Origin of the sequence: Sediminicola luteus, from assembly GCF_040566555.1 — a bacterium.
Classification (GTDB): Bacteria; Bacteroidota; Bacteroidia; order Flavobacteriales; family Flavobacteriaceae; genus Sediminicola.
Genome location: NZ_JBEWYP010000001.1, coordinates 367,613 through 392,115 on the forward strand (window position 1 = coordinate 367,613; position 24,503 = coordinate 392,115).

Here is a 24,503-nt window from a genome sequence, read left to right on the forward strand (position 1 = left end):
CCCTATTAGTCCACGTATCTGGAAATTTCCCTGTCATAAAAAGCAGTAGCCTGCTCTATAAGGGTTTCTGCTTCAGCTTCAAGGTCTTTTTCGTCCTCTTTGGTAAAATCTTCCAACCACTCTACTTCATCATCTTCCAAATTGATGATAAATCTAGGGTACTCTGTATGAACAACAAATATTGCAGTAGGGTAATCGGTATTGTCACCCAGTAAAAATTTAGGAAAATCCATAGTCTTATTAATTTTATCTATTTAATTTCTATTAGTGTATTGACAAGTAACTTTTTTGTAAGATAATTGAACCGAATATACAACATTATTGCAGAGGCAGTTAAGCCAGCCAATAGTCCAATCCATATTCCCGTACTGCGCAATGGGGTATACAATCCCAAATAAAAACTAACAGGAAATCCGATCAGCCAATAAGCAATAAATGTCATGATTGTGGGAATCTTCACATCCTGGAGTCCTCGCAATGCTCCTAGAATTACAACCTGTAAACCGTCCGAAATCTGAAAAAATGCGGCAACCAATATTAACTCAGCGGCCATGATGATCACCTCGGTATTGTCTGCACTATTGGCAAGATCGTTGACATCCAAATAAATTGTTGGCAACCAATCTTTGAACAAAAGGAACAAGGTCGCAAAAACAATTTCCAATAAAAATGTCAAAAAGAATATGGAAATGGCTATCCGCCTTAGATCTTGAAAATTCTTCAACCCTTTTTGGTTGCCCACACGTATCATGGCCGCCACTCCAAGTCCCATCCCCACCATAAAGGTCATGCTGGACAAGTTCAACGCAATTTGATTTGCTGCTTGTGAATTTTTACCCAATACCCCGCTCAACCAGATAGCTCCCGTAAAAATGCCCACCTCAAAGAACATTTGTAGGGCCGAAGGAAACCCGAGGTCGATGATTTTTTTCATGACCTTTTTTTCCATGTTCCGGAAGTTGAACCCCGTAACATAATCATGGAATTTCTTTTTATTTTTTAGGAGGACCCATATATAAATGACCATCACAATCCTAGAAATCAATGTTCCCAGTGCCGCACCAACGATTCCCATTTTTGGGAATCCGAAGGAGCCAAAAATCAATAAATAGTTAAGAACAATATTCACGATATTGGCAATTACCGTTGCATACATTGGGTATTTGGTCTGGGAAAGCCCCTCTGAAAATTGTTTGAAGGCTTGAAAGATAATCAAGGGAACCAAAGAAAAGGCTACCAAGTCTAAGTAGGGCATCGCCAATTCAACAACCTCTGGCGGCTGCTTCATCATATACATCAGCGGCTTGGACAACATAATCAAGCCAAAAAGGGACAACCCCAATCCTGTGCAAAGCACCAATCCGTGCTTTAAGGCACTTTTCCCAACTTCTTTATTTCCTGCGCCGTCCGCTTCTGCTACCAGAGGAGTAATAGCTGTAGAGAATCCGATACCAAGAGACATCGCAATAAAAACAAAGCTATTTCCCAGAGAGACTGCGGCCAATTCTGCAGTACCTAACTGGCCTACCATTATATTATCTGCAAATGCCACGAAGGTATGACCCAGCATCCCCAAAATGACAGGGAAAGACAATTGTAAGTTATAACGGAATTCTTTAGTATACTGCTTGAACAAGGTTTCAATTTTGGAAGTGCAAATATAGAAGTTACCACGGTTTTAATGGTGCGTAATCTTGAATAAAATTGGGACAAATGAGTCCCAGATCTGTGATCCATAGTTTCAAAACAGATATGAACCTAGAATACAGTTTATCCCTAATATTTAAGAATCCCTTTTTTGTTGATTTTTCAGTATTTTAGAGATACCTAACGGCAAAAGCGATAACCTCCACTAAATGTCCATCGATAATTTTGAGATCACAGGCCTTACTGATGAACAAGTACTCCAATCAAGGGCTTCTTATGGACAGAACAAACTAGTTTTCGAAAAAGAAAATAGATTCCTCGATGCCTTAAGAAGTCTTGCCAAAGAACCCATGGTAATTTTACTCTTGGTGGCTTCGGTGATTTACTTTGCCAGCGGGGATTATGGGGATGGGATTTTCTTGGCCATTGCCATTGTCATGGTAGCTTCTATTTCCCTATATCAAGATTCCAGGAGTCGTGATGCTCTTCAAAAATTAAAAGATTTTACCCAGCCACATTCCAAGGTGTATAGAAATGGCGAGGTCATTGAAATTAAAAGTGAAGAACTAGTTGTTGGGGACAGTCTCATTGTAGATGAGGGCAGTACTATCCCAGCCGATGGCACCATTATTCATTCCAATGATTTTTCGGTAAATGAATCCATTCTTACTGGGGAATCCCTATCCGTCTATAAAGATGTAACAAATGATGACAGTTGCATTTACCTTGGCACAACAGTGGCCAGTGGCTTGGCAATAGCAACTATTACGGCAATTGGCAACAATACGGCCCTTGGTAAAATAGGAAAGAGTTTAGAGGATATTGAAAGTGAGAAGACCCCGCTTGAGTTACAAATAGGGAATTTTGTAAAAAAAATGGTTTTTTGGGGAGCCATGGTATTTTTAGTGGTTTGGGGTATCAACTACGCCCAATCCCTTGACCTTCTGGATAGTTTACTTAAAGCTCTCACCCTTGCAATGAGTATTTTACCCGAGGAGATTCCCGTGGCCTTTACCACATTTATGGCCTTGGGCGCTTGGCGGTTAATGAAGTTGGGGGTTGTGGTCAAACAAATGAAAACAGTAGAAACGCTCGGTAGTGCTACAGTGATCTGTACAGATAAAACAGGTACCATCACCCAGAATAAAATGAGTTTGGCCCGAGTCTATGTTTTAGGTGCCGAAAAAATTACCAATCCAGAACAAGAATTATCCACTGAGGAAAAAGAATTGCTAAGACTTGCAATGTGGGCTAGTGAACCCATCCCTTTTGATCCTATGGAACTGGCGTTGCATGAATCCTATGCCCAAAACTTTCCTCTTGACGAAAGGCCGGACTATAAGATGGTTCATGAGTACCCCTTGGGCGGTAAGCCCCCCATGATGACCCACCTCTTTGAAAATTCATCGGGAAATCGCATCATCGCGGCCAAAGGCGCGCCAGAAGCTTTTCTGGATATATCGAACCTTACCGAGGTAGAGAAAGATGTTATTTCCAATACTATTATTGATCTGGCAAGAAACGGCTACCGAATTTTAGGGGTAGGCGAGGCTGAATTTGACGGGGACAAGTATCCGAAAAAACAACAGCAATTTACCTTTTCCTTTAAAGGGCTCGTAGCCTTTTATGATCCACCAAAAGAAAATATAGCTTCAGTTTTTGAACATTTCCACGAAGCGGGAATTACCGTAAAAATTGTGACAGGTGATAATGCAGAGACGACTGAGGCCATTGCTAAACAGGTGAACTTTAGGGGATATAAAAAAAGCATCTCCGGAGATGACCTCATGAAATTACAGGACGATGAATTACAGGAGTGTGTAAAAGAAACCCAAATTTTCACACGTATGTTTCCAGACGCTAAAATGAGAATCATCAATGCATTAAAAGCCAACAATGAGGTTGTGGTAATGACGGGTGATGGTGTCAACGATGGCCCTGCCCTAAAGGCAGCACATATTGGAGTGGCCATGGGTAAAAAAGGAACTGAAATTGCTAAACAGGCTGCGTCCCTCATATTGGTCGATGATGACCTGGCCAAAATGGTAGATGCCATTGCCATGGGAAGAAAAATTTATACCAACCTTAAAAAGGCCATTCAATATGTCATATCCATTCATATCCCTATAATACTTACCGTATTTATTCCACTGGCCTTGGGCTGGTTATATCCCAACATCTTCACCCCTGTTCATGTGATTCTCTTAGAATTGATAATGGGTCCTACTTGTTCAATTATCTATGAAAATGAGCCCATGGAAAAAAATACCATGATCCAAAAACCCCGACCTTTTTCAAAAACATTCTTCAGTTGGAGGGAATTAATGACCAGTGTTATTCAGGGACTGGCTATTACGGCAGGGACCTTAACAGTTTACCAATTAGCCGTTTCCAATTATTTTACTGAAAATACAACTAGGGCAATGGTATTCACCACCTTGATAGCTGCAAATATTTTCCTGACCTTGGTAAACAGATCTTTCTACTTTTCCGCTCTTACCACTTTGAAATACAAGAATAATTTAGTGGGACTCATCATTGGCATTACCGTAGCACTTACGGGGGTCTTGCTATATATAGATCCCTTTACCGCATTTTTTCAATTTGAAAGCCTCACCAGCGACCAGTTATGGACCAGCATTGGGATTGGGTTTATATCCGTGATATGGTATGAACTTGTAAAAGCGATCAAAAGGAGCCGCTAGTGTCTTATACCTATATTTTAAATAGTATAGGTCATACGTAATAGCTGGACAGATGACCTCGACGTAAGTTTTGATCAAAGCTGTTTGGCCTCTTCCCAAAAGACATCCATTTCGGAAAGGGTCATATCTTTTAGGGCCTTACCTTGTTCTTTCGCCTTCTCTTCTAAATATTGAAATCTTTTAATGAATTTTTTATTGGTACGTTCCAAAGCGTTTTCGGGATTGATATTCAAGAATCTGGCATAATTCACCATAGAAAACAGCACATCACCAAATTCGGCCTCCATGGCGTCTGCATTCCCTGATTTCACCTCATCCTGGAATTCCCCCAACTCTTCTTGTACCTTTTCCCAAACCTGTTCCGGTTTTTCCCAATCAAAACCTACTCCGGCCACCTTGTCTTGAATTCGGTTAGATTTAACCAATGCCGGAAGACTACTGGGCACCCCCTCTAGAACACTTTTTTTACCTTCCTTTAATTTTATTTTTTCCCAATTCTGCTTTACCTCTTCCTCATTGGCAACTTTGACATCCCCATAAATATGTGGGTGTCTATTGATAAGCTTTTCACAGATGTCATTGGCTACATCAGCTATATCAAATGAGTTGGTCTCACTTCCAATCTTAGCGTAAAAAACGATGTGCAATAGCACATCTCCCAATTCCTTTTTTACTTCTTGCAGGTCATTGTCCAATATAGCATCACCCAATTCATAGGTTTCCTCAATGGTAAGATGCCTAAGGGTTTGCATCGTTTGCTTTTGGTCCCAAGGACATTTGGCCCGGAGTTCATCCATTATGGTCAATAAACGGTCAAAGGCTTGTAATTGGGAGGCTCTCGAATTCATAAAAAAAGTTTTTGTAAAAATACAAATCTACCCTAGAAGCCCATGTACGATTTAATTGTTATTTTAGAGGAAGTTGTTCTAACAATATGTAAAGGCACTCCCAATGAACAAGGCAGACAAGCTTTTGGCCATTAAATTATTCCATACCTTGATCTGGCTATTTTTTGTCTGCATAATATTTTATGTCTTATATACTGGGATTACCAATACCATAAATTCCTTCACTTGGATAGCCATTGGATTGGTGATTGGCGAGGGCATTGTATTGCTGATTTTTAAGATGTTCTGTCCCTTGACAATTATAGCAAGAAAATACTCCGATTCGGAGAAAGACAATTTCGATATTTTTCTTCCAAATTGGTTGGCCAAATACAACAAGATCATCTTTACAACACTATTTGTCATAGGCCTGGCAATTGTCCTCGTTCGAACGTTGTTATAGATAATGGGAATAAAAAAATCCCTCCAAGACTATAGCCTTAAGAGGGATTTTCCAACTAACTCAATCTTTATATACTTATTCGGCCTCAGCTACAGAAGCGGATTTTACTGCTTCTCCTATAAGCGTATCCCCTTCCAATATTTCGAATGTAGTAGCATTTGCAGTGGTATCATGTAAAACCCTTACCAAGGTCTGAGCCACATCTTGTCGGCTGATGTCACCTTCTTTATCCAGGCTTTTAGCCAAAGCTATCCTGCCAACCCCTTCAGCATTCTTTAGTGCTCCAGGACGTACAATAGTATAATTAAGGCCACTATGTCTCAAATGCTCATCGGCATTCTGCTTGGCACGTAAATAATCTTGTAATTTATCGGCCTTCTCTGGTTGGTCTGCCCCTATTGAGCTCAACATTACAAATTTTTTGACGTGTGCCATTTTAGCCACGTCTATAAGTCTTTTTGCCCCTTCCTGGTCTACTTCAACTACTTTTTTTCCTCCTGAACCAGCAGCAAATATAACCTTATCTATATCTTCCATGGTATGTACCAGATCTTCCTCTAAGTCGCCCAAGATGGTTTTTACACCCATATTCTCAAATTGCTCCAACTGCTCTTTCTTGCGGACCATGGCAATAGGCCTAAAATATTGTGATTCCTTTAAAAGGTTTACTATTATTTTTCCTGTGGTACCATTGGCACCAGCTATTAATACGTTTTCCATACTTTAAAGTTAAATGATAAGGTGTTAGAACCCAAATTAATAACCCTGTTTAACGCTCTATTAACCCATTAAGCCAAGCTTTAACAATAATTTATGTTCTTTCAGCTTATATAATACTTTGATGATGTTAATAAAGCGGGTAAAGTCATAAAGCTCCATAAAATTCTTATTTTAGTATAAAAGAAAATAACATGTTAGCACCTTTGGTTACCACTGAATGGTTGAAAAGTCGAATGAATGACCCCAAACTGATAATTTTGGATGCGAGCATGTCCGAAAACAAATCGGGCGATACTTCCGATTTGACAAATGTTCGAATTAAAAATGCCCGATTTTTTGATCTGAAAAATTCATTTTCGGATAAGGATAGTAATTTACCCAATATGTTGCCGGAGGAGGCTTCCTTCACCGTTGCCTGTCAAGCTTTGGGTATTAATGCTGATAGCCTAATTGTCGTTTATGACAATTTGGGTATTTATACCAGCCCTAGGGTTTGGTGGATGTTTAAAGCAATGGGACATGATAATATTACCGTTTTGGATGGCGGACTGCCTAAATGGGTAAAAGAAGGATTTCCAACTGAACCAATACAAGAAGTGACTTATCCAAAGGGAACTTTTAGCGCTAAATTCAGACCAAACAAGGTCAAGAATGCCGAAAATATATTACACAATCTAAAACAAAATGAAGCCATAGTCATCGATGCTCGATCCTCGGGGCGCTTTTGTGGAACAGAACCAGAACCACGAAAGGATCTCAAGGGTGGACATATACCAGGGTCTTTAAACCTTCCGTATACCGATGTCCTGAAAGATGGTCAATTTCTTCCCAAGGAAGATTTAAAACAAGTATTTGAGGACCTACAACTTGGGGACCGTCCATTAGTGTTTAGTTGTGGTTCTGGCCTTACGGCCTGTATTATTCTTTTGGCAAGTGAGTTGGTTCAAAAGAACCCCACGGCGGTCTATGATGGGTCCTGGACCGAATGGGGCCAATTAAATGACGCCCCAATCGCTACCTAAAATAAAACTATCTCCTATTAATTTATCAAACCTATACCCATGAAATACCTTTACCTGCTCTTAATAATGATGATCCCCACCCTTCTACTATCTCAAGAAATTGTGTATTTACCGGCAGAAAATTCATTGGAAATAGAATGGAAAGGGTCAGAAAAAACCTATTATTCCGAAATTTGGAAGACCCAAGTGGTAACCAATGTTTCCAAGCCTTCCATGGAAGTATTTAGACCTGATCCTTCAATAACAAATGGTACAGCTGTAATTATTGCACCTGGAGGAGGCCTTTATGCCCATAGTATCAATAGTGAAGGAAATGATGTTGCCCGATGGTTAAATAGTAAGGGCATAACCGCTTTTGTGCTTAAATATCGATTGGTTCCCACGGGGGAAGATGCAGTGGCCGATTTGAATACGGATGGGGAGCAGGTCACTGTTAAAGCTAGTAAGGTATTGCCGTTGTCGACTGAGGACGGACTCAACGCTATAGCCTACGTAAGACAGCATTCCAAAGAATTGGGCATAGATCCCAAGAAAATTGGATTTATGGGGTTTTCCGCAGGGGGAGCCGTTACCATGTCGGTCATTTACAGTGCTTCAAAAGAAAATAGACCAGATTTTCTAGTTCCGGTTTATCCATGGATGGATATTGTTCCTTCCCATGAAACACCTTCCAATGGTCCGCCAATGCTGATAGTTTGTGCTACTGATGATCCGTTGGGATTGGCACCGGCAAGTATAGCACTTTATACGTCCTGGGCAAAGAAGGGAATTGCTACGGAATTGCACATTTACGCAAAGGGTGGACATGGATTTGGAATGAAGACACAAGAACTACCGTCGGATAATTGGATTGATCGATTCTACGATTGGTCCATTGCCGAAGGTTTGACAGATCCAGTCGTAAAACACTGACAAACAACCAGGTAAATCCTTAGGCTGTTGTTACAATTGAACGAATTATTTGATACTTTTACTCGAAAATTATGCAGTAAACAAAAAATATTATTATTTTAAAAACGTTATAATAAGTACCCAACCAAACCATCTTCTGCTGTGAAATATTTATTTATCTCTATGCTCCTCTTCCTATTTTTTGGCCATGCCCAGAAAAGTGGGCCTTTTCACAAGGAAGTGCAATCCATTCAAAAAAAATATGACAGAATTTGGGATGACTCCAAAACAACAATTGTTTTTACAGGTAGTTCCAGCATACGCATGTGGAATAATATTCAAAATGCCTTTCCCGAATATCAGGTTGTAAATTCTGGCTTCGGGGGATCCATGTCTGCCGATCTATTACGCTACACCAATGAACTGATCCTTGAATACAAACCTAAAAAAGTATTTATATACGAAGGGGACAATGACATCGCGGCCCAGATAAGAACAGAGAAAATCCTTGAAAATACCATTGCAATTATAGACCGGATCAAAGCAAAAGATCCAAAAACAGAAATTGTACTTATTTCTGCCAAGCCCAGCATAGCTAGATGGGGCCACAGAAATAAATATAAAAGATTGAACCGTGGTTTAGAACGCTTGAGTAAAAGAGATGACACGATAAGTTATGCCAACGTTTGGGACCCTATGGTAGACAACAACATAGTAAGGCGAGACATCTTTTTAAGAGACGGACTACACATGAATTCCAAGGGGTATGACTTGTGGCTTTCGGTGATCAAGGAACATGTCAATTAATCAATTACCTTTACAATACCGAAGCCTATTCTATGATCAAATCACGCTTAATCAAATCCTTTCTATTATTTATTTTCATCATAGCCTTAGTTGCTTGTCAAGAAAAAAAAGTTAAAGAAAACATACAATTTCCCAGTACAGATCTTGCTGTGGAGAATATTATTCCCAAGCCCTTTAAAACCATAGCAACCAATAGTGCTTTTGGTCTAGACGAACGTACTGCAATCTTTACTTCTCAAAATTCAAACGGATTTCCGGAAGTTGGTCAATTCCTATCCGAAAAAATTAAGGAGAAAATAAATATTTCCATCCCGGTAAATGCGTCGATCTCCGAAACTGTGGAGCGTATTATATACATCAACCAATCTGATAGTTTGGACTTAACAACCAAAGAATCTTATCAACTGTACATCACCAAGGATTCTGTAATTATAAATTCAAAAACTGCCGAAGGTGCCTTTAGGGGAATACAGACCCTGAGACAGATCATACCTGAAACCAGCAATGATACCCTAACAGACCACAAAATGTGGTTAATCCCCACAGGAAAAATTTGGGACCATCCAAATTATGTTTACAGGGGAGCCATGCTAGATGTGGCCAGACATTTTTTTAGTGTAAAAGATGTGAAAAAATATTTGGACGTTTTAGCCTACTATAAAATAAATATCCTGCATCTACACCTGTCCGATGATCAAGGGTGGCGGATAGAGATTAAATCATTGCCAAAACTAACTGAGGTTGGTGGAAAAACAGAAGTCGGTGGCGGTGAAGGCGGCTTTTACACTCAAGATGATTATAAGGAACTTGTCAATTATGCAGCTCAACGGCATATTACAATAGTACCAGAAATAGATATGCCGGGCCATACCAATGCCGCCTCGGTCTCCTACCCTTTTTTAAACGGTAATGGCAAACAAGTAAAACCATATACGGGTACCCGAGTGGGCTTTAGCACCTTTGATGCTAGGAAAGATACTATTTACGCCTTTTTAGATGATGTCATCCGTGAGATCAGTGACATAACTCCGGGACCTTATTTTCACATTGGAGGGGATGAAAGCCATGTTACCAAGAAAAAAGATTATATCCTGTTTGTGGATAAGGTGGAAAAGATTGTCCAGAAATATGGTAAAAAAATGATCGGATGGGACGAGATCGTACAAGCCGATATAGACACTACCACCATCGCCCAGCATTGGAGCAACCAATCAAATGCACTTACTGCAGTAAGAAAAGGCAGTAAGGTTATATTATCCCCTGCCAAAAAAGCTTATTTGGATATGCAGTACGACACCCTTTCCAAATTTGGCCTGCATTGGGCCGCCTATATCCCTGTGGATACTGCCTATCAATGGAGCCCTGGAAAGTACTTAAAGGGAATACAATCGAAAGATATCCTTGGCATTGAGGCACCTTTATGGTCAGAAACCATCAGCAATATAGAAGAGTTGGAATATTTGGCCTTCCCCAGAATTATTGGGTATGCTGAATTGGGGTGGACCACAGAAGAAAATAGGGATTGGGAAGATTATAAAGTCCGCCTGGGTAATCAAACACCTTATCTAGAAATGATGGACGTAAAGTATTATCCATCCCCAAAAATTGATTGGAAAAAAAAGAGCGTTCCTATTCCAATGGGTAAAGATTGAACATACACTTATGGTCCATAAAAAAAGCCTTCTAAATTGAAGGCTTTTTATTTTTATAGAGAAACGAAGTATTACTCCTTTTCTTCCGTTTTTTCCTCTTCTTGCTTTGCCGCAAAATCGGTAATACCTTGCTCATGCAAAATATTATACCATTGCACAACTTTTTTAATATCGCTCATATACACCCGGTCCTCATCATAATTGGGCAATATTTCAAAGAAATACTCTTCCAATTTCAACTTGTCGTGCTTATGTCCAACAGAGGTCTTTCCTCCATCTTCCTTTTTTTGGATGTTTTGAAATACTTCCCTTAATGGCACTTCTTCCTCTAGGGTATAAATGGCTATTTCAGAAAGCACACTGACGTTATTTTTAAAACCAACCGTAATCTTCTTGCCATCCAATAAAGATTCAGCAACAAAGCCTGTACGGGTCTGTGTCAACAATTTATAAAGTCCTGGTTTTCCTCCTATGGATAAAATTTTATCTAAACTCATTTCCTACTTTTAAATTTGTGGGGGCAAATATTACACTTTTACTCTAATAAATAAATTACTTAACGTGCTTTTTTCAATTCTGGAAAACGCATTCTGTAATCTACATTGATTTTTCCTTTGGAAATATTGGCCAATCGGCCTTTTAACAAACGTTTTTTTAAGGATGATAATTTATCCGTGAATAAAATGCCTTCAATATGGTCATACTCATGTTGAATAACACGGGCCAAGAGTCCATCATACGTTTCCTCATGTGGCTCAAAGTTTTCATCCAGATAACTAATCGTCAAAGTATCCTGTCTGATCACATCTTCCCTAACATCGGGAATGCTGAGACATCCTTCATTGAATGCCCATTCCTTCCCAGTTTCTTCCAAGATTTTGGCATTAATAAAAACACGCTTAAAATCCTTTAATTGATTTTGCTCCTCTTCCGTTAATTCTTCATCATCCGCAAAAGGAGTTGCATCTACCATGAACATTCTTATAGGCAAACCTATTTGAGGCGCAGCCAACCCTACCCCATGGGCATGGTACATGGTTTCCCACATATTATCTATCAAGGAAGATAGATTAGGGTAATCTTTGTCAATTTCGGTCCCTACTTTTCTTAAAACGGGATCGCCATAAGCTACAATCGGTAAAATCATGTATAATTAATCTTTAAATCTTGTTCTGTATATATTTCCACTATTCAACCACGCTACCAAATCCAAATAAAGGAATGTAAGTTTAAAAAGCTTTTTCCCATTAGGCGCATTTGTATGGCTAGAATTCTTATTGTTATATAATTTAATATGTCGGTTTTCCTTCCCTTCCAAAAAATCATTACAACCAAAAGAAAGTTTATTTTTAAAGGGCAACTCGTAAAAATCCTTTAAATCTACCTCTGAAAGACCTCGCCAACTGCATATGGAAAAATAATAATTGTCCATATCCTTGTTTTCAAACATGCGTTCCTTTCTTCTGTTCCATTTATCCCTTGCCTCCGCTTCATCCGCATAGTGCTTAAAATGAATTTCAACATCATCCAAAACACCAATCGGATAGTTGGTGGTATAATCTGTGTATTTGGATTCTTCAATAAATCCAAGTTCAAGACTCATGTAGTGATCAAATCTTTTAAGAATTTTGATGTAACATGGCGTGTAAATGAACAATCCTACAAAGGGAGTGTTATAGGGCAATTTTAACCATTGGTAAATTTGGCCTCCCCAACAATTACGGCTTATGATCACAAAATCCTTATTCTTTAGCCTGGCAATATCCCTGGCACTGTAAAAGTTCTCAAAATACTGTTGAGCTTTTCTTTTGATCCATATTTCAAGGTCCACCAACATTAAAACGCGGTTTTTTCCAAGTAAGCCTGTAAAATAATAGTGGCACTTATTTCGTCTACCAATGCCTTGTTTCTACGTTGTTTTTTATTGAGCCCACTATCGATCATGGTTTGAAAAGCCATTTTTGAAGTGAACCTTTCATCATGGCGAACTATAGGAATTTCAGGAAAAGCTGCTGTCAATTTCAGAAGAAAAGGTTTAATAAGAACTTCAGACTCCGATGGGGTATTGTCCATTTGTTTTGGTTCCCCAACGACAAACTTTTCGACTTTTTCCTGTTGGACATAATTTTTGAGAAAGTCCAGCAGGTTCTTGGTTTCCACAGTTTCCAGACCGGAAGCAATAATCTGTAGCTCGTCTGTAACGGCTATGCCTGTTCTCACTTTTCCAAAATCCAATGCAACTATCCTTGCCACCGCAATATTTTTTGGCAAAAATAAGCATAAAATGTTATAACTATAAATTTGGAAGGTTTATTACCACCTAGCGTTTATATTTGTTGAAAAATTGATTAAAAATGACCGAATTAAGACAAATCATAGAAAAAGCTTGGGATGACCGAGAATTACTGAAAGACGACAAGACTCAAGCAGCCATACGAAAAATCATCGATTTGTTAGATAACGGACAACTCCGATGTGCCGAACCAACAGCTGATGGCTGGCAGATCAATGAATGGGTAAAAAAGGCCGTAGTTCTATATTTTCCAATCCAAAAAATGGAAACTTTGGAGGCCGGTATTTTTGAGTACCACGATAAAATGCCGCTAAAAAGAGGATATGCCGAAAAGGGTATCCGTGTGGTGCCAAATGCAGTGGCCCGCCATGGAGCCTATATATCGGCAGGAACCATTTTAATGCCAAGTTATGTGAATATTGGGGCCTATGTAGATGAAGGCACAATGGTTGATACTTGGGCCACGGTGGGCAGTTGTGCCCAAATTGGCAAGAATGTCCATTTAAGTGGTGGTGTAGGAATTGGAGGCGTTTTAGAGCCATTACAGGCCGCGCCAGTGATCATTGAGGATAACGCCTTTATTGGTTCACGTTGTATTGTAGTGGAAGGAGTACACGTGGGTACGGAAGCCGTACTTGGTGCGAATGTCGTGTTAACGGCCTCTACGAAGATTATAGATGTTACCGGAGACGCTCCTATAGAGCGCAAGGGGTTTGTTCCTGCCAGGTCTGTTGTCATTCCAGGGAGCTATACCAAAAAATTTCCTGCTGGGGAATATCAGGTGCCCTGCGCTTTGATTATCGGCCAAAGAAAAGAGAGCACTAATAAGAAAACTTCTTTGAACGATGCCCTAAGGGAATATAACGTAGCGGTGTAGAAAATTGTAGGAATTTTATATCTCTATATAATTTTTCCTTCTTTTTTTTGTTATACTTTTGTCAGCAATATTGAAGTGTTGTTACGTTATCAACTTTTATGAGAAGTCCCAAGGAAAAAATCACGGCATTAATTATAACTTACAATGAGATTGGATACATTGAAAAATGTGTCCAATCCATTGATTTTGCTGATGAAATTATCGTTGTAGATTCTTTCAGTACGGATGGTACCTACGAATATCTAAATAATCATCCCAAGATAAAGGTGATTCAAAATCCTTTTGAAAACTTTACCGCTCAAAAAGCATTTACCCTTAAACAGGCAACCAATGACTGGGTGTTGTTTTTAGATGCTGATGAAGTAGTGACCAAAAAGCTGCAAAAGGAAATAGTAGAGACGATCAATAGCGAGAGTGAGCATGTTGCATATTGGTTTTACAGGAAATTTATGTTTCAAAACAAGCCGTTGCATTTTAGCGGATGGCAAACAGATAAAAACTACAGGCTGTTCCGGAAAAGTAAAACCCAATTTTCAGACAAGAAAATTGTTCATGAAACTTTGGACGTTGAAGGTTCTTCTGGAATTTTGAAAGAACAACTCATCCATTATTGTTATAAAAATTACGAAGATTACAAAAGTAAAATGCTTAACTATGGTAGATTAAAGGCCAAGGAAGCTTTTTATAAGGAAAAGAAATTCAATTATTTTCTTCTGTTTCTAAAACCCACATGGAAATTCTTTAATCATTATATTTTACGCTTGGGCATCCTTGACGGTAAAAAGGGAGTTATCATCTGCTATCTAAATGCACTGGGAGATTATGAGCGCTATAAGGAATTAAAGCAGTTGGAAAAAAAAAATGAGCTAGCTTACTTCTTGATTATGCCATAAGAAGTCCAGTGACTTCCCTTCTTTTTAACCTCTTTTCGGATCGCAACATTTTTAGCAATGGACTCAGGTGTTTTATAGCCTCTTTTATGGTCTAGATGAACACATACTGCACTATATCTCAATTGCTTGGATCTTATACCTAGATTGAACAAACGCTCCCCAAGCTCACGGTCCTGCCCTCCATATTGCATTCGCTCATCAAAACCATTGACTTCCAGAATATCATTTTTCCAACCAGATGAATTATGACCGTTCCAACTCGCATTGGTGGGAGTAAGCTTGTTGAACAATTTTGAAATGAATCCTTTTGCTGTGAGTTTATTGTTCTTAAAAGTCTTGGCAATACCATTGGATTTCAACCACTGTATATTAAAACAGTTTTGTTTTTCGATGTCCTCTTTACTGATTATTTGAGAGATATTCATTGGCAGCATATAATACCCACCCGATATGAAAAAGCCCTTGGCCTTATTGATATAATGTACTTCCACAAAATCTTCACGTGGAATACAGTCACCATCGGTCATGATAATATATTCTGAATTGCAGGCTACCACCGCTTTATTCAGGATTCTGGATTTCTGAAATCCCTCGTCCTCCTGCCAGACATGGACAATGGGGTAAAAAACTTCCTTTCCCATTTGCTCAAGGAGCTCTTTGGTTTTGGGTCCAGACCCGTCATCCGCAATAACCACTTCAAAATCCTTAAACGTCTGACAATTAAAGCCCCACAACACTTTCCTGAGCCAATCCTCAGAATTATAGGTGCTAACAATTATAGAAATTTTGGGATTTGTCATGGTTTGTTCAAATATGGGGCAAAAATATAAAACTCTTATTGTATATCTTTGGATTTCTATCAATAATCATGATATCGCTATAACAAACCTATAGGATCAATCATATAAATAGGACGTATGAAGGTTAAAGAAATACCGGTTTCCATTTTCCACACCCTAAGGCTTTTATCCAAAAAAGTTGAAGATTTTGAATTATCGGATAGAAAAGAAATCCCAGTAATCGTTTCATTAACTTCCATACCTTCTCGGTTGCACACATTGCATATCGTTATAAGAAGCCTTTTAGATCAAGACGTGTTGCCAAAAAAAATACTGTTATGGCTGAATGATTCCCTAAAAAATGAAATTCCCCCACAACTATCCAAACTGTTGTCCGATCGATTTGAAATAAAATATTCTAGCCTCACTTGTTCCCATCGAAAACTGATTCATAGCATGGATCTTTTTGGTGATGAAATTATTGTGACCTGTGACGACGACCTTATTTATCGCAAAAATTGGCTCAAACTGTTGTATGAAGAGCATTTGAAATATCCAGACGATGTAATTGCCAATCAAACCAGATATATACGAGTAGATTCCGAAGGCGGGGCCCTTCCCTACAAACAATGGACCTACCCTGAAAAAGGAATCCTAAACCCAAAGGCCATCATTCCCATTGGGGCAGGTGGCGTATTGTACCCTCCAAAATCCTTGGCCAAGGAAACCACCAATAAACATTTATTTTTAAAATTAACCCCTAAGGCAGATGACCTATGGTTCAAGGCTATGTCTACAAAACATGGCACTACTTCAAGAGAGGCCAGCATAAAAGCTGACTACCCAATACCCATCATCGGCTCCCAAAAGGAATCTCTCAAAAAAACGAATATCGATAAGGATAAAAATAGAATCCAATGGATAGCCGTTTCAGAATATTTCAACATTACTTTAGATGATGACGTTGTGATCACAAATAGTAAAACATAGTATCTTTGGATTTTTAATTAGTACAATGACTGAAGAAATTAAAACCTGCCTAGATGTTCTCCAAAATGGAGGAATCATACTTTACCCTACTGATACCGTTTGGGGGATTGGTTGCGATGCCACCAATGCTGAAGCGGTCTCAAAAATATATGCCTTAAAAAAAAGAGCCAATACCAAAACGATGATATGCTTGGTAGCCAATGACTTTATGTTAGAACAGCACATCCAAAAAGTACCTGATGTTGCTTTTGACATTATAGATATGGCCACCAAACCCACCACCATTGTGTATGACCACCCCAAGGGAGTGGCAAAAAACTTAATAGCGGAAGATGACACCTTGGCGATACGTGTAGCATCTGACAAGTTTTGCCAATATCTTATCCAAAGGTTGAAAAAGCCGTTGGTCTCGACTTCTGCAAACATTGCAGGCGAACCTACCCCAACTAGTTTCAAAGAAATAAGCCCTGAGATTTTAAAAGGTGTTGACTATGTAGTAAATTTGGACCGCGATAAAGAGAAAAGCACTCCCTCATCCATAATAAAACTCGGTAATGATGGAACTGTTAAAGTGATCCGAGAATAAAATGACGCATCAGAACCACAATAAAGCATTACAAGACCCCATATTTAAAGTTATAGCCGAAGCCGCCAAAGAAATGGACATCAAATGTTATGTCATTGGTGGATATGTAAGGGACTACCTGCTTCAAAGGGGAATCCCCAAGGATATAGATATTGTTGCTGTAGGCAGCGGCATTGAGCTGGCAAAAAAAGTAGCCAGCAAATTATCCGGCAAACCTGAAATTTCCGTTTTCAAAAACTTTGGAACGGCAATGTTAAAAAACAAAGGGGTTGAACTGGAATTTGTGGGCGCCAGAAAGGAAAGCTACCATTTTGACAGCAGAAAACCTGTTGTAGAGGATGGAACCCTGGAAGACGATCAAAAAAGACGCGATTTTACTATCAATGCCCTGGCAATTTCCCTAAACAAGGATGATTATGGCACTTTATTGGATCCCTTTGATGGGATTTCGGATTTGGATAACAAACTGATCCGTACTCCCCTCGATCCCGATATCACCTATTCTGATGATCCTCTTCGGATGATGCGTGCCATACGATTTGCCTCACAGCTCAATTTTACCATCTTTCCCCAATCACTAGATGCGATAACAGAGAATAAGGATCGTATACAGATTATTTCAAAAGAACGTATTGTTGACGAACTCAACAAAATTCTATCAAGTCCCACCCCCTCTTTGGGTCTTGGCCTATTGCACAAAACAGGGCTGTTGGAATATATTTTGCCAGAGCTTACCGCACTACAGGGTATTGAAGAAATTGAGGGCCAGCGCCATAAGGATAACTTTTGGCATACCTTGGAAGTAGTGGACAATATCTCCAAACATACAGATAATGTTTGGTTGCGATGGGCAGCATTATTGCATGATATAGGCAAGGCTCCCACCAAGAAATTTGACAAAAAAATAGGGTGGACATTCCACGGCCATGAGTTTGTAGGGTCTAAAATGACCTACAAATTATTCAAAAGGTTGCGATTGCCTTTGAACGATAAAATGAAATACGTTCAAAAAATGGTCCTTATGAGTTCTAGGCCCATTGTACTGGCAGAAGACTTTGTGACCGATTCGGCTGTGCGTAGACTAATTTTTGATGCCGGTGATCATGTAGAGGATCTTATGACCCTCTGCGAGGCCGATATCACTACCAAAAATCCAAAAAAACAAAAGCAGTACAAGAACAACTTTAAAATTGTACGGCAAAAAATAGTGGAAGTAGAAGAACGGGACCACGTACGTAATTTTCAACCTCCGGTAAGTGGAGAGGAAATAATGGCAACTTTTGGCCTTAAACCCTCCAAGGAAATTGGCATCATTAAAGACGCTATCAAGGAAGCCATTTTAGAAGGAGAAATACCAAATGAATACGAGGCTGCGAAACAATACATGTTTCAAAAGGGCAAGAGCATGGGACTAACAAAAAGTTAGTTTGCCAACCCTGTTGTAATTTATTACAGGCTTCGTAAATAAAAATTATTGTTTAATTATAATAGATAAATATTAAACAATAAGAAAAACTATAGTAATTTTGTATATCCGTAATCGTTACTATGCATCAATCTTTTAGAAAAATAGCAATAACTTCACTGGTTTTGGTTTATTTGGTGATTATAGCCGGCACGGTTGTACGCATGACCGGTAGCGGCATGGGCTGCCCAGATTGGCCAAAGTGCTTTGGATATTATATCCCCCCGACAGATAGTATAGATCTACAATGGCAACCCAATAAAGTTTTCAAAAAAGGGCAGGTCATTATAGTGGATGAGACCTTAAAGGTGGCCAAGGAAGATTTTGAAACTTCCAATAGCTATTCCGAAAATAAATGGGAGACCTACACCAAACACGATTATGCCATTTTTAATCCTTTACATACTTGGATAGAATTTATAAATAGACTTTTTGGTGCCTTGGCCGGATTGGCCACCTTGGTATTGGCAGTAGTGTCCTTCACTTTCTGGAAAAAAAACAAATGGATTCCTATTTTATCATGGCTGGTGGTATTTGGGATGGGTTTTCAGGCATGGCTTGGCGCAACAGTCGTCTATTCCGTATTGTTGCCTGCTAAAATTACCGTACACATGGTAATGGCCTTGGTCATAGTGGCCTTCCTACTATATATCATTCATATTTCAGGAACAAAGATCAAGAACAATAAGGCCGATAGGTCACTGACCCTGCTATTGGCCCTGGCCTTGGGGGTTACCTTGATACAGATCATCATGGGCACCCAGGTAAGACAATTTGTGGACGAGCAAATAGATGCTTATGGGGAATCTGCTAAGGATTTATGGCTTCAGGACCCAACCCTCATATTTTATATCCACCGATCGTTTTCCATCCTCGTTGTCCTTCTCAATGCATTCATCTTTTATCGCATATTTAAGTTCAACCTCGGATATCCAAAAATGATTTGGGCCATGGCTCTTATCCTATTGGAAATTATTTCGGGCATTCTTATGGTGTACATCGATTTTCCTTTTGGAAGTCAGCCAATTCACCTCATGTTGGCTGCCCTTTTGTTCGGGGTACAATTCTATTTAGTTTTGGAAGCTACAAAAGCGGGCAAAACGTTCAAAACTTTGTAACTTTGCACCCTCTTAAAAACTTTTATAATGATTTATAAGATACGAGTAATTCTAGATGCGGAAGATGATGTCTTTAGGGATATTGAAATAGAAGGGAATAGAACACTTGAAGAATTTCACAATACGATTACCCAATCCTTTGGGTTTTTGGGCAATGAAATGGCCTCCTTTTACACCTGCGATGATGAGTGGAACCAAGAAGAAGAAATTGCGCTCTCAGACATGGGTGAGGGTGGAGCTGATTTGCGTTCCATGCAGGAAACACATATAGAAGACCTACTTACAAAAAACACTCCCAAACTTATTTATGTCTATGACTTTTTGAGCATGTGGACCTTTTTTGTGGAACTGGCCGATATTGTAGAAAAAGAAGACGGCAGGGCATATCCTAATATTTTGTTCAGTTTTGGCGAATTACCTGATTCGCCACCAGAAAAGAACTTTGAATCTGATCCGATGTTCGATTTTGATGACACCCTGGACAACTATGAAGATTTGGATTTTGATGAAAACTGGAACTAAGTTTCTGTCCTGTTCCTCAACATTTAATATATTCACTGAGTTAATCCAGACCTTTCCTTGACCAAAGGAATAAACTTCTATATAGACAACATATGATCAATCTATACGCTACCCAAATTGAAAGCATCTCCCTGCACCGTGTTGGAAATAAGAACAAGGGTGAGGGTGTTTTTCTATCCTCAGAACCTTTCGCCTTAAATGATGAAACTACAGGACTTTTAAAGGAATATTTCTTTAAACCTTTTAGGGAAAAAGAAGAAAACTATTTCAAGTTCAGTGATGAAGTTGACTTGGAATTCAATGAGATTTACAACATAGTATCTGAAGTCTTCAATGAACCAGGCAGTGCTCATGCAAATTCCAAAAAGATTGCAAATTATTTGTTCGAACAATCGAACCACCCGCATATAAAGAGCGGAGAAGTTTATATTGCCTACCTCACCGACCTTCTATTGGACAATAAAAAAGTCAATGCCATTGGTGTTTTCAAAAGTGAGCTAAAACACGATTTTCTTCAATTTCAAGAAAACGAGAACAATTTGGATATCTTGGTGCAACAAGGGATCAATATCAACAAGCTGGACAAAGGATGTCTTATTTTCAATACAGAAAAGGAAGACGGCTTTAAAATTCTTTCGGTGGATAGCAATAGGTATGATACCAAATATTGGCTTGAGAACTTTTTGGGGGTAGAGCCCTTGTCCGATGATAACTTTAAGACCAAGAACTATTTGAAGTTCTGTCAGAATTTTGCCAAGGATGTTGTATTACCTGCCGAGGACAAACAACAAGAAGTGCTCTTTATGAACAGGGCAGTGAACCATTTTGCAAAAAACGACGCTTTTGAGGAAACCAACTTTTTGAACGAAGTAATGGGCAATCCTGAACTTATTCCTGAGTTCAAGAACTACAAAGTGGAAAAGGGACCCAAATACAGCATAGAGGATGTTTCAAATTTTGATATTGCCAACAAGGCTGTTTCAGATGCCAGAAAGAAAATAAAGAACGTAATCAATCTAGATACCAACATCCAGATTAAATTGGATTTCATCAATCCGGAGTCGGCCGAAAAATTTGTTGAAAAAGGATGGGATGAGGAACGCCAGATGTATTACTATTTGGTCTATTTCAACAAAGAACAAAAAAGTTAGGAATTTGACCTAAACATATATTAGTAAAAAAGGGTGCATACATAGTATGCACCCTTTTTTTATGGAGTCGAACTCCATGTGATGTAAAATTATTACACTTGTATCTTGTTTTCCAAGATCTGTTTCATACTGACATCCTCATAATTCCTTTTGACAAACTCAAGGGCATTATTGAGTACCTGTCCCATGGTTCTGCACGATTTTAATTTAGGATCATAGGTGATTTCATAAATTTGTTCGCGTAACATCTTTACATTTTCCGGGTTGGAAATTTTATCACTCTTACAGATGGCCACCAACTTTTTAATTCTCTTCCCTGAGCTAAGTATCCTTTTTGCCACAATAGAACGCTCCTCTATTTTATATTGATCTATGGAGTGGTTCTGTAATTTCTTACGCACCATTTCTACCATCTCGAAATTCTCCTTAAAAAATTGTGGACGATAAACTTTCAGTTTTCCTTCAAAACACTGTTGATCAAAGTCAATTGCCCTTATTTTATACACCACATGATCGAAATCGTGGGTAGGCACTATCACATAGTTATAGGAACGCATATCCCCCAGTAACCGGATCATACACCTCTCATTGAATTTCACAAATTCCTTTGCCAATTGGGCCTTTTCGGTCTCTGTGCATTTTGGAAGCATTTCTTTAATAAAAACATCACCTGGAATCCCGGCTATATGCTCTTCTATCAACGTATCCTTATACACCAAAAAATTGAGGTTATAGGGAGAAAGCATATGCTCCAATTCAAGGCCGTAAACCCGGGAAGCATCAGTTTTCTTAATGTAGAAATAGGTGAAATTGTCATTGAGTATATTCCTGATTTTTATCCGAAACGGCTTGGAATTCCCAAACGTACAGTAGTCGACCGCATCAACATTTAGGTATTGCATGATATTATCGCTTCCATCTGAATGCAAAATGGAATACACTTTTTTTAAGCTTATATCTATTTCCTGGCGTTCGTATTCCGAATAATAGACCCTGATCCACATGGTATCTTCCTCGTTTTTATCATACACTACGACCGATCCATTAAAACGCAGAAGGTCATCGTAAAAAATAGGAATTTCAATTTTTCTGCTATAGTGATGTAAATACGCATCTAGCTTTGCATTTACTGGAAATGCTGGCTTCTTCTTTGACATTAATCGTTCCGACATACTAAACTTATAATTTTAGGGGATGTTTAATTGTAACAAAATAAGCATTTCTTCGTCAAGTTACTATAAACAATGCAAAAACAAATCCGATTTTGGAAACCATCCTCTCTGTAAGCCATTTGACTAAAAAATTTGGGCATCTCACCGCCGTAAACGACCTATCATTTACCATTGAAAAAGGAAATGTATACGGAATTCTAGGACCGAATGGAAGCGGTAAATCAACAACCTTGGGTATTGTATTGAATGTTGTCAATAAAACCAGTGGTACTTTTGATTGGTTCAATGGAAGTGTCTCCACACACGAAGCACTTAAAAAAGTTGGCGCCATCATAGAGCGCCCTAACTTCTATCCTTATATGACGGCAGTACAGAACCTAAAACTGGTCTGTAAAATAAAAAATGTAAGTACGGATAAGATAGAGGAAAAATTGGACATGGTAGGCCTCCTGGATAGGAAAAACAGTAAATTCCAGACCTATTCTTTAGGTATGAAACAACGGCTGGCCATCGCCTCTGCCTTGTTGAACGACCCAGAAATACTCATATTGGATGAGCCTACAAACGGATTGGATCCTCAAGGAATTCATCAAATACGACAGATCATCAAAGAAATTGCCTCCCAAGGAACCACTATCCTATTAGCCTCACACTTGTTGGATGAAGTAGAAAAGGTTTGCAGCCATGTTGTGATCCTAAGAAAGGGAGAAAAATTATATTCAGGGCCTGTAGATGGTATGCTGGGAAGTCACGGTTTTTTTGAATTGAAAACCAGTGACTTAAAGGCATTGGGCGATTATTTAAAATTAGACCCACGTTTTAGTGCCATCAAGGAGGAAAATGGGCTCATTACTGCATTTCTATCCGAAGATTTGGCTGCGGAGGAGCTCAATGCTCAACTCTATAATAAAGGCATCGTGCTATCCCACATGGTAAAGCGCAAGGAAAGCCTGGAGGAACAATTTTTGACCTTGACAAAAAACGCACCACAACTGGTCAACGCCAACTAAATAAGCATCCCAACCAACCTCTTGTTAATAGACCACTGACTTGATTATGAAAAGATTGTTAGAAATAGAATTTATAAAACTTTGGAACAATAGGGCGAGTAAGGCCCTGATCATATCTTATTTTATCCTGCTTACCTCAATAGCCTTGATAGCGGCAGTAAAATTTGATATTGGCCCTATTAAGTTTCATTTGGCAGAACAGGGCATTTTTAATTTTCCCTATATCTGGCACTTCAACACTTTCATCACTGCCATTTTTAAACTGTTCCTAGCTATAGTCATAGTATCTATGATGGCCAATGAATACAGCAACAAAACGATAAAACAGAATCTTATTGACGGCCTATCAAAAAAGGAATTTGTGCTGTCTAAATTCCTGACAGTGATTTCATTTTCTTTGGTATCCACCATTTTTGTTTTTGTAGTCTCCTTGATCTTGGGTCTGGTCTATTCTGATTATAATGAAATCTCCATTATCTTTTCAGAACTGGAATATTTATTCGCCTTTTTTATAAAGTTGGTAGGCTTCTTTTCTTTCTGTCTCTTTTTGGGCATCTTGGTGAAGCGCTCCGCATTTGCCTTGGGTTTTTTGATTCTTTGGGCCATTTTTGAAAATTTGGGAATCCGTTTTCTTGTGTGGGGCTTTATGGGCAAAGAGGCTTCTGAAAAAGTCTTGGATTTCCTTCCATTGGAATCCATGTCCAATTTATTAAAAGAGCCGTTTTCCAGATTAGGTGCGGTACAATCAGTGGCCAAGCAAATTGGCGAAGAATTCAACATGGATTATGTGGTACACTGGTATGAAATACTCATAGTACTGTTCTGGACCGGATGTTTTATTTACGGATCCTACGCCTTGTTGAAAAAGCGGGATTTATAATTCTTAATAATCAATCAAGATACAAACGATACG

The 24,503-nt window shown here is 38.9% G+C and carries 26 protein-coding genes; 16 read left to right on the forward strand and 10 right to left on the reverse strand.

The genetic code is table 11. The features are described 5' to 3' along the window. Nucleotides 1-5: 5 nt before the first annotated feature. Entirely contained in the window at nt 6-233 is a 228-nt protein-coding gene (locus ABXZ32_RS01555; protein ID WP_062055136.1) for a hypothetical protein, read from the reverse strand. A gap of 17 nt (nt 234-250) precedes the next feature. Next, nucleotides 251-1,636: an MATE family efflux transporter gene (locus ABXZ32_RS01560; RefSeq protein ID WP_354616925.1), complete on the reverse strand. Its 1,386-nt coding sequence runs from the start codon at nt 1,634-1,636 to the stop codon at nt 251-253. Between the two features lie 220 nt (nt 1,637-1,856). On the opposite strand from ABXZ32_RS01560, the gene ABXZ32_RS01565 reads away from it, so the two are divergent. Then, entirely contained in the window at nt 1,857-4,352 is a 2,496-nt protein-coding gene (locus ABXZ32_RS01565) for a cation-translocating P-type ATPase (RefSeq protein ID WP_354616926.1), read from the forward strand. A 74-nt stretch (nt 4,353-4,426) separates the two neighbouring features. Here ABXZ32_RS01565 and mazG read toward each other — a convergent pair whose 3' ends face one another. After that, nucleotides 4,427-5,200 carry a nucleoside triphosphate pyrophosphohydrolase gene (gene mazG, locus ABXZ32_RS01570; RefSeq protein ID WP_354616927.1) on the reverse strand — a complete coding sequence of 258 codons (774 nt, stop codon included), beginning with the start codon at nt 5,198-5,200 and terminating at the stop codon, nt 4,427-4,429. Nucleotides 5,201-5,303: 103 nt separating this feature from the next. Here mazG and ABXZ32_RS01575 point away from each other — a divergent pair, with 103 nt between their 5' ends. Next, nucleotides 5,304-5,642, forward strand: a complete 339-nt coding sequence (locus tag ABXZ32_RS01575) for a hypothetical protein (RefSeq protein ID WP_354616928.1) — start codon at nt 5,304-5,306, stop codon at nt 5,640-5,642. Nucleotides 5,643-5,717: 75 nt separating this feature from the next. Here ABXZ32_RS01575 and ABXZ32_RS01580 read toward each other — a convergent pair whose 3' ends face one another. Beyond that, the gene (locus ABXZ32_RS01580; RefSeq protein WP_354616929.1) at nt 5,718-6,362 is read right to left on the reverse strand and encodes an SDR family oxidoreductase; all 645 of its coding nucleotides are present in this window, start codon (nt 6,360-6,362) and stop codon (nt 5,718-5,720) included. 191 nt (nt 6,363-6,553) lie between these two features. Here ABXZ32_RS01580 and ABXZ32_RS01585 point away from each other — a divergent pair, with 191 nt between their 5' ends. The 4 genes from ABXZ32_RS01585 (at nt 6,554) to ABXZ32_RS01600 (ending at nt 10,734) form a co-directional block, all read left to right on the forward strand. Next, the gene (locus ABXZ32_RS01585) at nt 6,554-7,384 is read left to right on the forward strand and encodes a sulfurtransferase (protein WP_354616930.1); all 831 of its coding nucleotides are present in this window, start codon (nt 6,554-6,556) and stop codon (nt 7,382-7,384) included. Nucleotides 7,385-7,423: 39 nt separating this feature from the next. After that, the gene (locus ABXZ32_RS01590; protein WP_354616931.1) at nt 7,424-8,296 is read left to right on the forward strand and encodes an alpha/beta hydrolase; all 873 of its coding nucleotides are present in this window, start codon (nt 7,424-7,426) and stop codon (nt 8,294-8,296) included. 141 nt (nt 8,297-8,437) lie between these two features. After that, nucleotides 8,438-9,082 carry a GDSL-type esterase/lipase family protein gene (locus ABXZ32_RS01595; protein WP_354616932.1) on the forward strand — a complete coding sequence of 215 codons (645 nt, stop codon included), beginning with the start codon at nt 8,438-8,440 and terminating at the stop codon, nt 9,080-9,082. A gap of 32 nt (nt 9,083-9,114) precedes the next feature. Then, entirely contained in the window at nt 9,115-10,734 is a 1,620-nt protein-coding gene (locus ABXZ32_RS01600; RefSeq protein ID WP_354616933.1) for a family 20 glycosylhydrolase, read from the forward strand. Between the two features lie 71 nt (nt 10,735-10,805). Here ABXZ32_RS01600 and ABXZ32_RS01605 read toward each other — a convergent pair whose 3' ends face one another. From ABXZ32_RS01605 to ruvX, 4 genes are read right to left on the reverse strand one after another with little or no spacing between them, the layout of a single operon-like run. Beyond that, nucleotides 10,806-11,231 carry a DUF5606 family protein gene (locus ABXZ32_RS01605; protein WP_354616934.1) on the reverse strand — a complete coding sequence of 142 codons (426 nt, stop codon included), beginning with the start codon at nt 11,229-11,231 and terminating at the stop codon, nt 10,806-10,808. Between the two features lie 59 nt (nt 11,232-11,290). Beyond that, a complete protein-coding gene (gene def / locus ABXZ32_RS01610; RefSeq protein WP_354616935.1) occupies nt 11,291-11,881 on the reverse strand; it encodes a peptide deformylase in 591 nt (196 codons plus the stop codon). Nucleotides 11,882-11,887: 6 nt separating this feature from the next. After that, nucleotides 11,888-12,571, reverse strand: a complete 684-nt coding sequence (locus tag ABXZ32_RS01615) for a DUF1919 domain-containing protein (protein ID WP_354616936.1) — start codon at nt 12,569-12,571, stop codon at nt 11,888-11,890. Next, nucleotides 12,571-12,987, reverse strand: a complete 417-nt coding sequence (gene ruvX / locus ABXZ32_RS01620) for a Holliday junction resolvase RuvX (RefSeq protein WP_354616937.1) — start codon at nt 12,985-12,987, stop codon at nt 12,571-12,573. The genes ABXZ32_RS01615 and ruvX overlap by 1 nt, the downstream gene beginning before the upstream one ends. A 101-nt stretch (nt 12,988-13,088) precedes the next feature. Between ruvX and ABXZ32_RS01625 the strand changes: the two genes are divergently transcribed. Then, nucleotides 13,089-13,904 (forward strand): 2,3,4,5-tetrahydropyridine-2,6-dicarboxylate N-succinyltransferase, encoded by an 816-nt coding sequence (locus tag ABXZ32_RS01625; protein ID WP_354616938.1) that lies wholly within the window; start codon nt 13,089-13,091, stop codon nt 13,902-13,904. A gap of 98 nt (nt 13,905-14,002) precedes the next feature. Continuing rightward, a complete protein-coding gene (locus ABXZ32_RS01630; protein WP_354616939.1) occupies nt 14,003-14,797 on the forward strand; it encodes a glycosyltransferase family 2 protein in 795 nt (264 codons plus the stop codon). Here the strand turns inward: ABXZ32_RS01630 and ABXZ32_RS01635 are convergent. Beyond that, nucleotides 14,776-15,597, reverse strand: coding sequence for a glycosyltransferase family 2 protein (locus ABXZ32_RS01635; RefSeq protein WP_354616940.1), 822 nt, complete (start codon nt 15,595-15,597; stop codon nt 14,776-14,778). The genes ABXZ32_RS01630 and ABXZ32_RS01635 overlap by 22 nt on opposite strands. 117 nt (nt 15,598-15,714) lie before the next feature. On the opposite strand from ABXZ32_RS01635, the gene ABXZ32_RS01640 reads away from it, so the two are divergent. From ABXZ32_RS01640 to ABXZ32_RS01665, 6 genes are all read left to right on the forward strand, one after another. Continuing rightward, nucleotides 15,715-16,566, forward strand: a complete 852-nt coding sequence (locus ABXZ32_RS01640; protein WP_354616941.1) for a glycosyltransferase — start codon at nt 15,715-15,717, stop codon at nt 16,564-16,566. Between the two features lie 25 nt (nt 16,567-16,591). Next, entirely contained in the window at nt 16,592-17,152 is a 561-nt protein-coding gene (locus ABXZ32_RS01645; protein ID WP_354616942.1) for an L-threonylcarbamoyladenylate synthase, read from the forward strand. 1 nt (nt 17,153) lies between these two features. Beyond that, on the forward strand, nt 17,154-18,578 hold the full coding sequence (locus tag ABXZ32_RS01650; RefSeq protein WP_354616943.1) for a CCA tRNA nucleotidyltransferase: 1,425 nt from the start codon (nt 17,154-17,156) through the stop codon (nt 18,576-18,578). 122 nt (nt 18,579-18,700) lie between these two features. Continuing rightward, a complete protein-coding gene (locus ABXZ32_RS01655) occupies nt 18,701-19,735 on the forward strand; it encodes a COX15/CtaA family protein (RefSeq protein ID WP_354616944.1) in 1,035 nt (344 codons plus the stop codon). A 27-nt stretch (nt 19,736-19,762) separates the two neighbouring features. Beyond that, entirely contained in the window at nt 19,763-20,257 is a 495-nt protein-coding gene (locus tag ABXZ32_RS01660) for an IS1096 element passenger TnpR family protein (RefSeq protein ID WP_354616945.1), read from the forward strand. Nucleotides 20,258-20,349: 92 nt separating this feature from the next. Next, nucleotides 20,350-21,408 carry a nucleoid-associated protein gene (locus ABXZ32_RS01665; RefSeq protein ID WP_354616946.1) on the forward strand — a complete coding sequence of 353 codons (1,059 nt, stop codon included), beginning with the start codon at nt 20,350-20,352 and terminating at the stop codon, nt 21,406-21,408. A 92-nt stretch (nt 21,409-21,500) separates the two neighbouring features. Here ABXZ32_RS01665 and ABXZ32_RS01670 read toward each other — a convergent pair whose 3' ends face one another. Further along, nucleotides 21,501-22,580 (reverse strand): hypothetical protein, encoded by a 1,080-nt coding sequence (locus ABXZ32_RS01670; protein ID WP_354616947.1) that lies wholly within the window; start codon nt 22,578-22,580, stop codon nt 21,501-21,503. A 92-nt stretch (nt 22,581-22,672) separates the two neighbouring features. Here ABXZ32_RS01670 and ABXZ32_RS01675 point away from each other — a divergent pair, with 92 nt between their 5' ends. Both ABXZ32_RS01675 and ABXZ32_RS01680 read left to right on the forward strand, forming a co-directional pair. Further along, nucleotides 22,673-23,590, forward strand: coding sequence for an ABC transporter ATP-binding protein (locus ABXZ32_RS01675; RefSeq protein ID WP_354616948.1), 918 nt, complete (start codon nt 22,673-22,675; stop codon nt 23,588-23,590). Between the two features lie 46 nt (nt 23,591-23,636). Further along, nucleotides 23,637-24,470 carry an ABC transporter permease gene (locus ABXZ32_RS01680; protein ID WP_354616949.1) on the forward strand — a complete coding sequence of 278 codons (834 nt, stop codon included), beginning with the start codon at nt 23,637-23,639 and terminating at the stop codon, nt 24,468-24,470. Nucleotides 24,471-24,503 lie beyond the last annotated feature (33 nt).

Bases quoted from the DNA above. Each gene is read 5' to 3' on its own strand.
- ABXZ32_RS01650 (WP_354616943.1), top strand. From the start codon at position 17,154: ATGACGCATCAGAACCACAATAAAGCATTACAAGACCCCATATTTAAA.
- ABXZ32_RS01630 (WP_354616939.1), top strand. From the start codon at position 14,003: ATGAGAAGTCCCAAGGAAAAAATCACGGCATTAATTATAACTTACAAT.
- ABXZ32_RS01605 (WP_354616934.1), bottom strand. From the start codon at position 11,231: ATGAGTTTAGATAAAATTTTATCCATAGGAGGAAAACCAGGACTTTAT.
- ABXZ32_RS01670 (WP_354616947.1), bottom strand. From the start codon at position 22,580: ATGTCGGAACGATTAATGTCAAAGAAGAAGCCAGCATTTCCAGTAAAT.
- ABXZ32_RS01600 (WP_354616933.1), top strand. From the start codon at position 9,115: ATGATCAAATCACGCTTAATCAAATCCTTTCTATTATTTATTTTCATC.
- ABXZ32_RS01590 (WP_354616931.1), top strand. From the start codon at position 7,424: ATGAAATACCTTTACCTGCTCTTAATAATGATGATCCCCACCCTTCTA.
- ABXZ32_RS01655 (WP_354616944.1), top strand. From the start codon at position 18,701: ATGCATCAATCTTTTAGAAAAATAGCAATAACTTCACTGGTTTTGGTT.
- ABXZ32_RS01625 (WP_354616938.1), top strand. From the start codon at position 13,089: ATGACCGAATTAAGACAAATCATAGAAAAAGCTTGGGATGACCGAGAA.
- ABXZ32_RS01635 (WP_354616940.1), bottom strand. From the start codon at position 15,597: ATGACAAATCCCAAAATTTCTATAATTGTTAGCACCTATAATTCTGAG.
- ABXZ32_RS01645 (WP_354616942.1), top strand. From the start codon at position 16,592: ATGACTGAAGAAATTAAAACCTGCCTAGATGTTCTCCAAAATGGAGGA.
- ABXZ32_RS01640 (WP_354616941.1), top strand. From the start codon at position 15,715: ATGAAGGTTAAAGAAATACCGGTTTCCATTTTCCACACCCTAAGGCTT.
- ABXZ32_RS01575 (WP_354616928.1), top strand. From the start codon at position 5,304: ATGAACAAGGCAGACAAGCTTTTGGCCATTAAATTATTCCATACCTTG.
- ABXZ32_RS01660 (WP_354616945.1), top strand. From the start codon at position 19,763: ATGATTTATAAGATACGAGTAATTCTAGATGCGGAAGATGATGTCTTT.
- ABXZ32_RS01565 (WP_354616926.1), top strand. From the start codon at position 1,857: ATGTCCATCGATAATTTTGAGATCACAGGCCTTACTGATGAACAAGTA.
- mazG (WP_354616927.1), bottom strand. From the start codon at position 5,200: ATGAATTCGAGAGCCTCCCAATTACAAGCCTTTGACCGTTTATTGACC.
- def (WP_354616935.1), bottom strand. From the start codon at position 11,881: ATGATTTTACCGATTGTAGCTTATGGCGATCCCGTTTTAAGAAAAGTA.
- ABXZ32_RS01680 (WP_354616949.1), top strand. From the start codon at position 23,637: ATGAAAAGATTGTTAGAAATAGAATTTATAAAACTTTGGAACAATAGG.
- ABXZ32_RS01615 (WP_354616936.1), bottom strand. From the start codon at position 12,571: ATGTTGGTGGACCTTGAAATATGGATCAAAAGAAAAGCTCAACAGTAT.
- ABXZ32_RS01580 (WP_354616929.1), bottom strand. From the start codon at position 6,362: ATGGAAAACGTATTAATAGCTGGTGCCAATGGTACCACAGGAAAAATA.
- ABXZ32_RS01555 (WP_062055136.1), bottom strand. From the start codon at position 233: ATGGATTTTCCTAAATTTTTACTGGGTGACAATACCGATTACCCTACT.
- ABXZ32_RS01585 (WP_354616930.1), top strand. From the start codon at position 6,554: ATGTTAGCACCTTTGGTTACCACTGAATGGTTGAAAAGTCGAATGAAT.
- ABXZ32_RS01665 (WP_354616946.1), top strand. From the start codon at position 20,350: ATGATCAATCTATACGCTACCCAAATTGAAAGCATCTCCCTGCACCGT.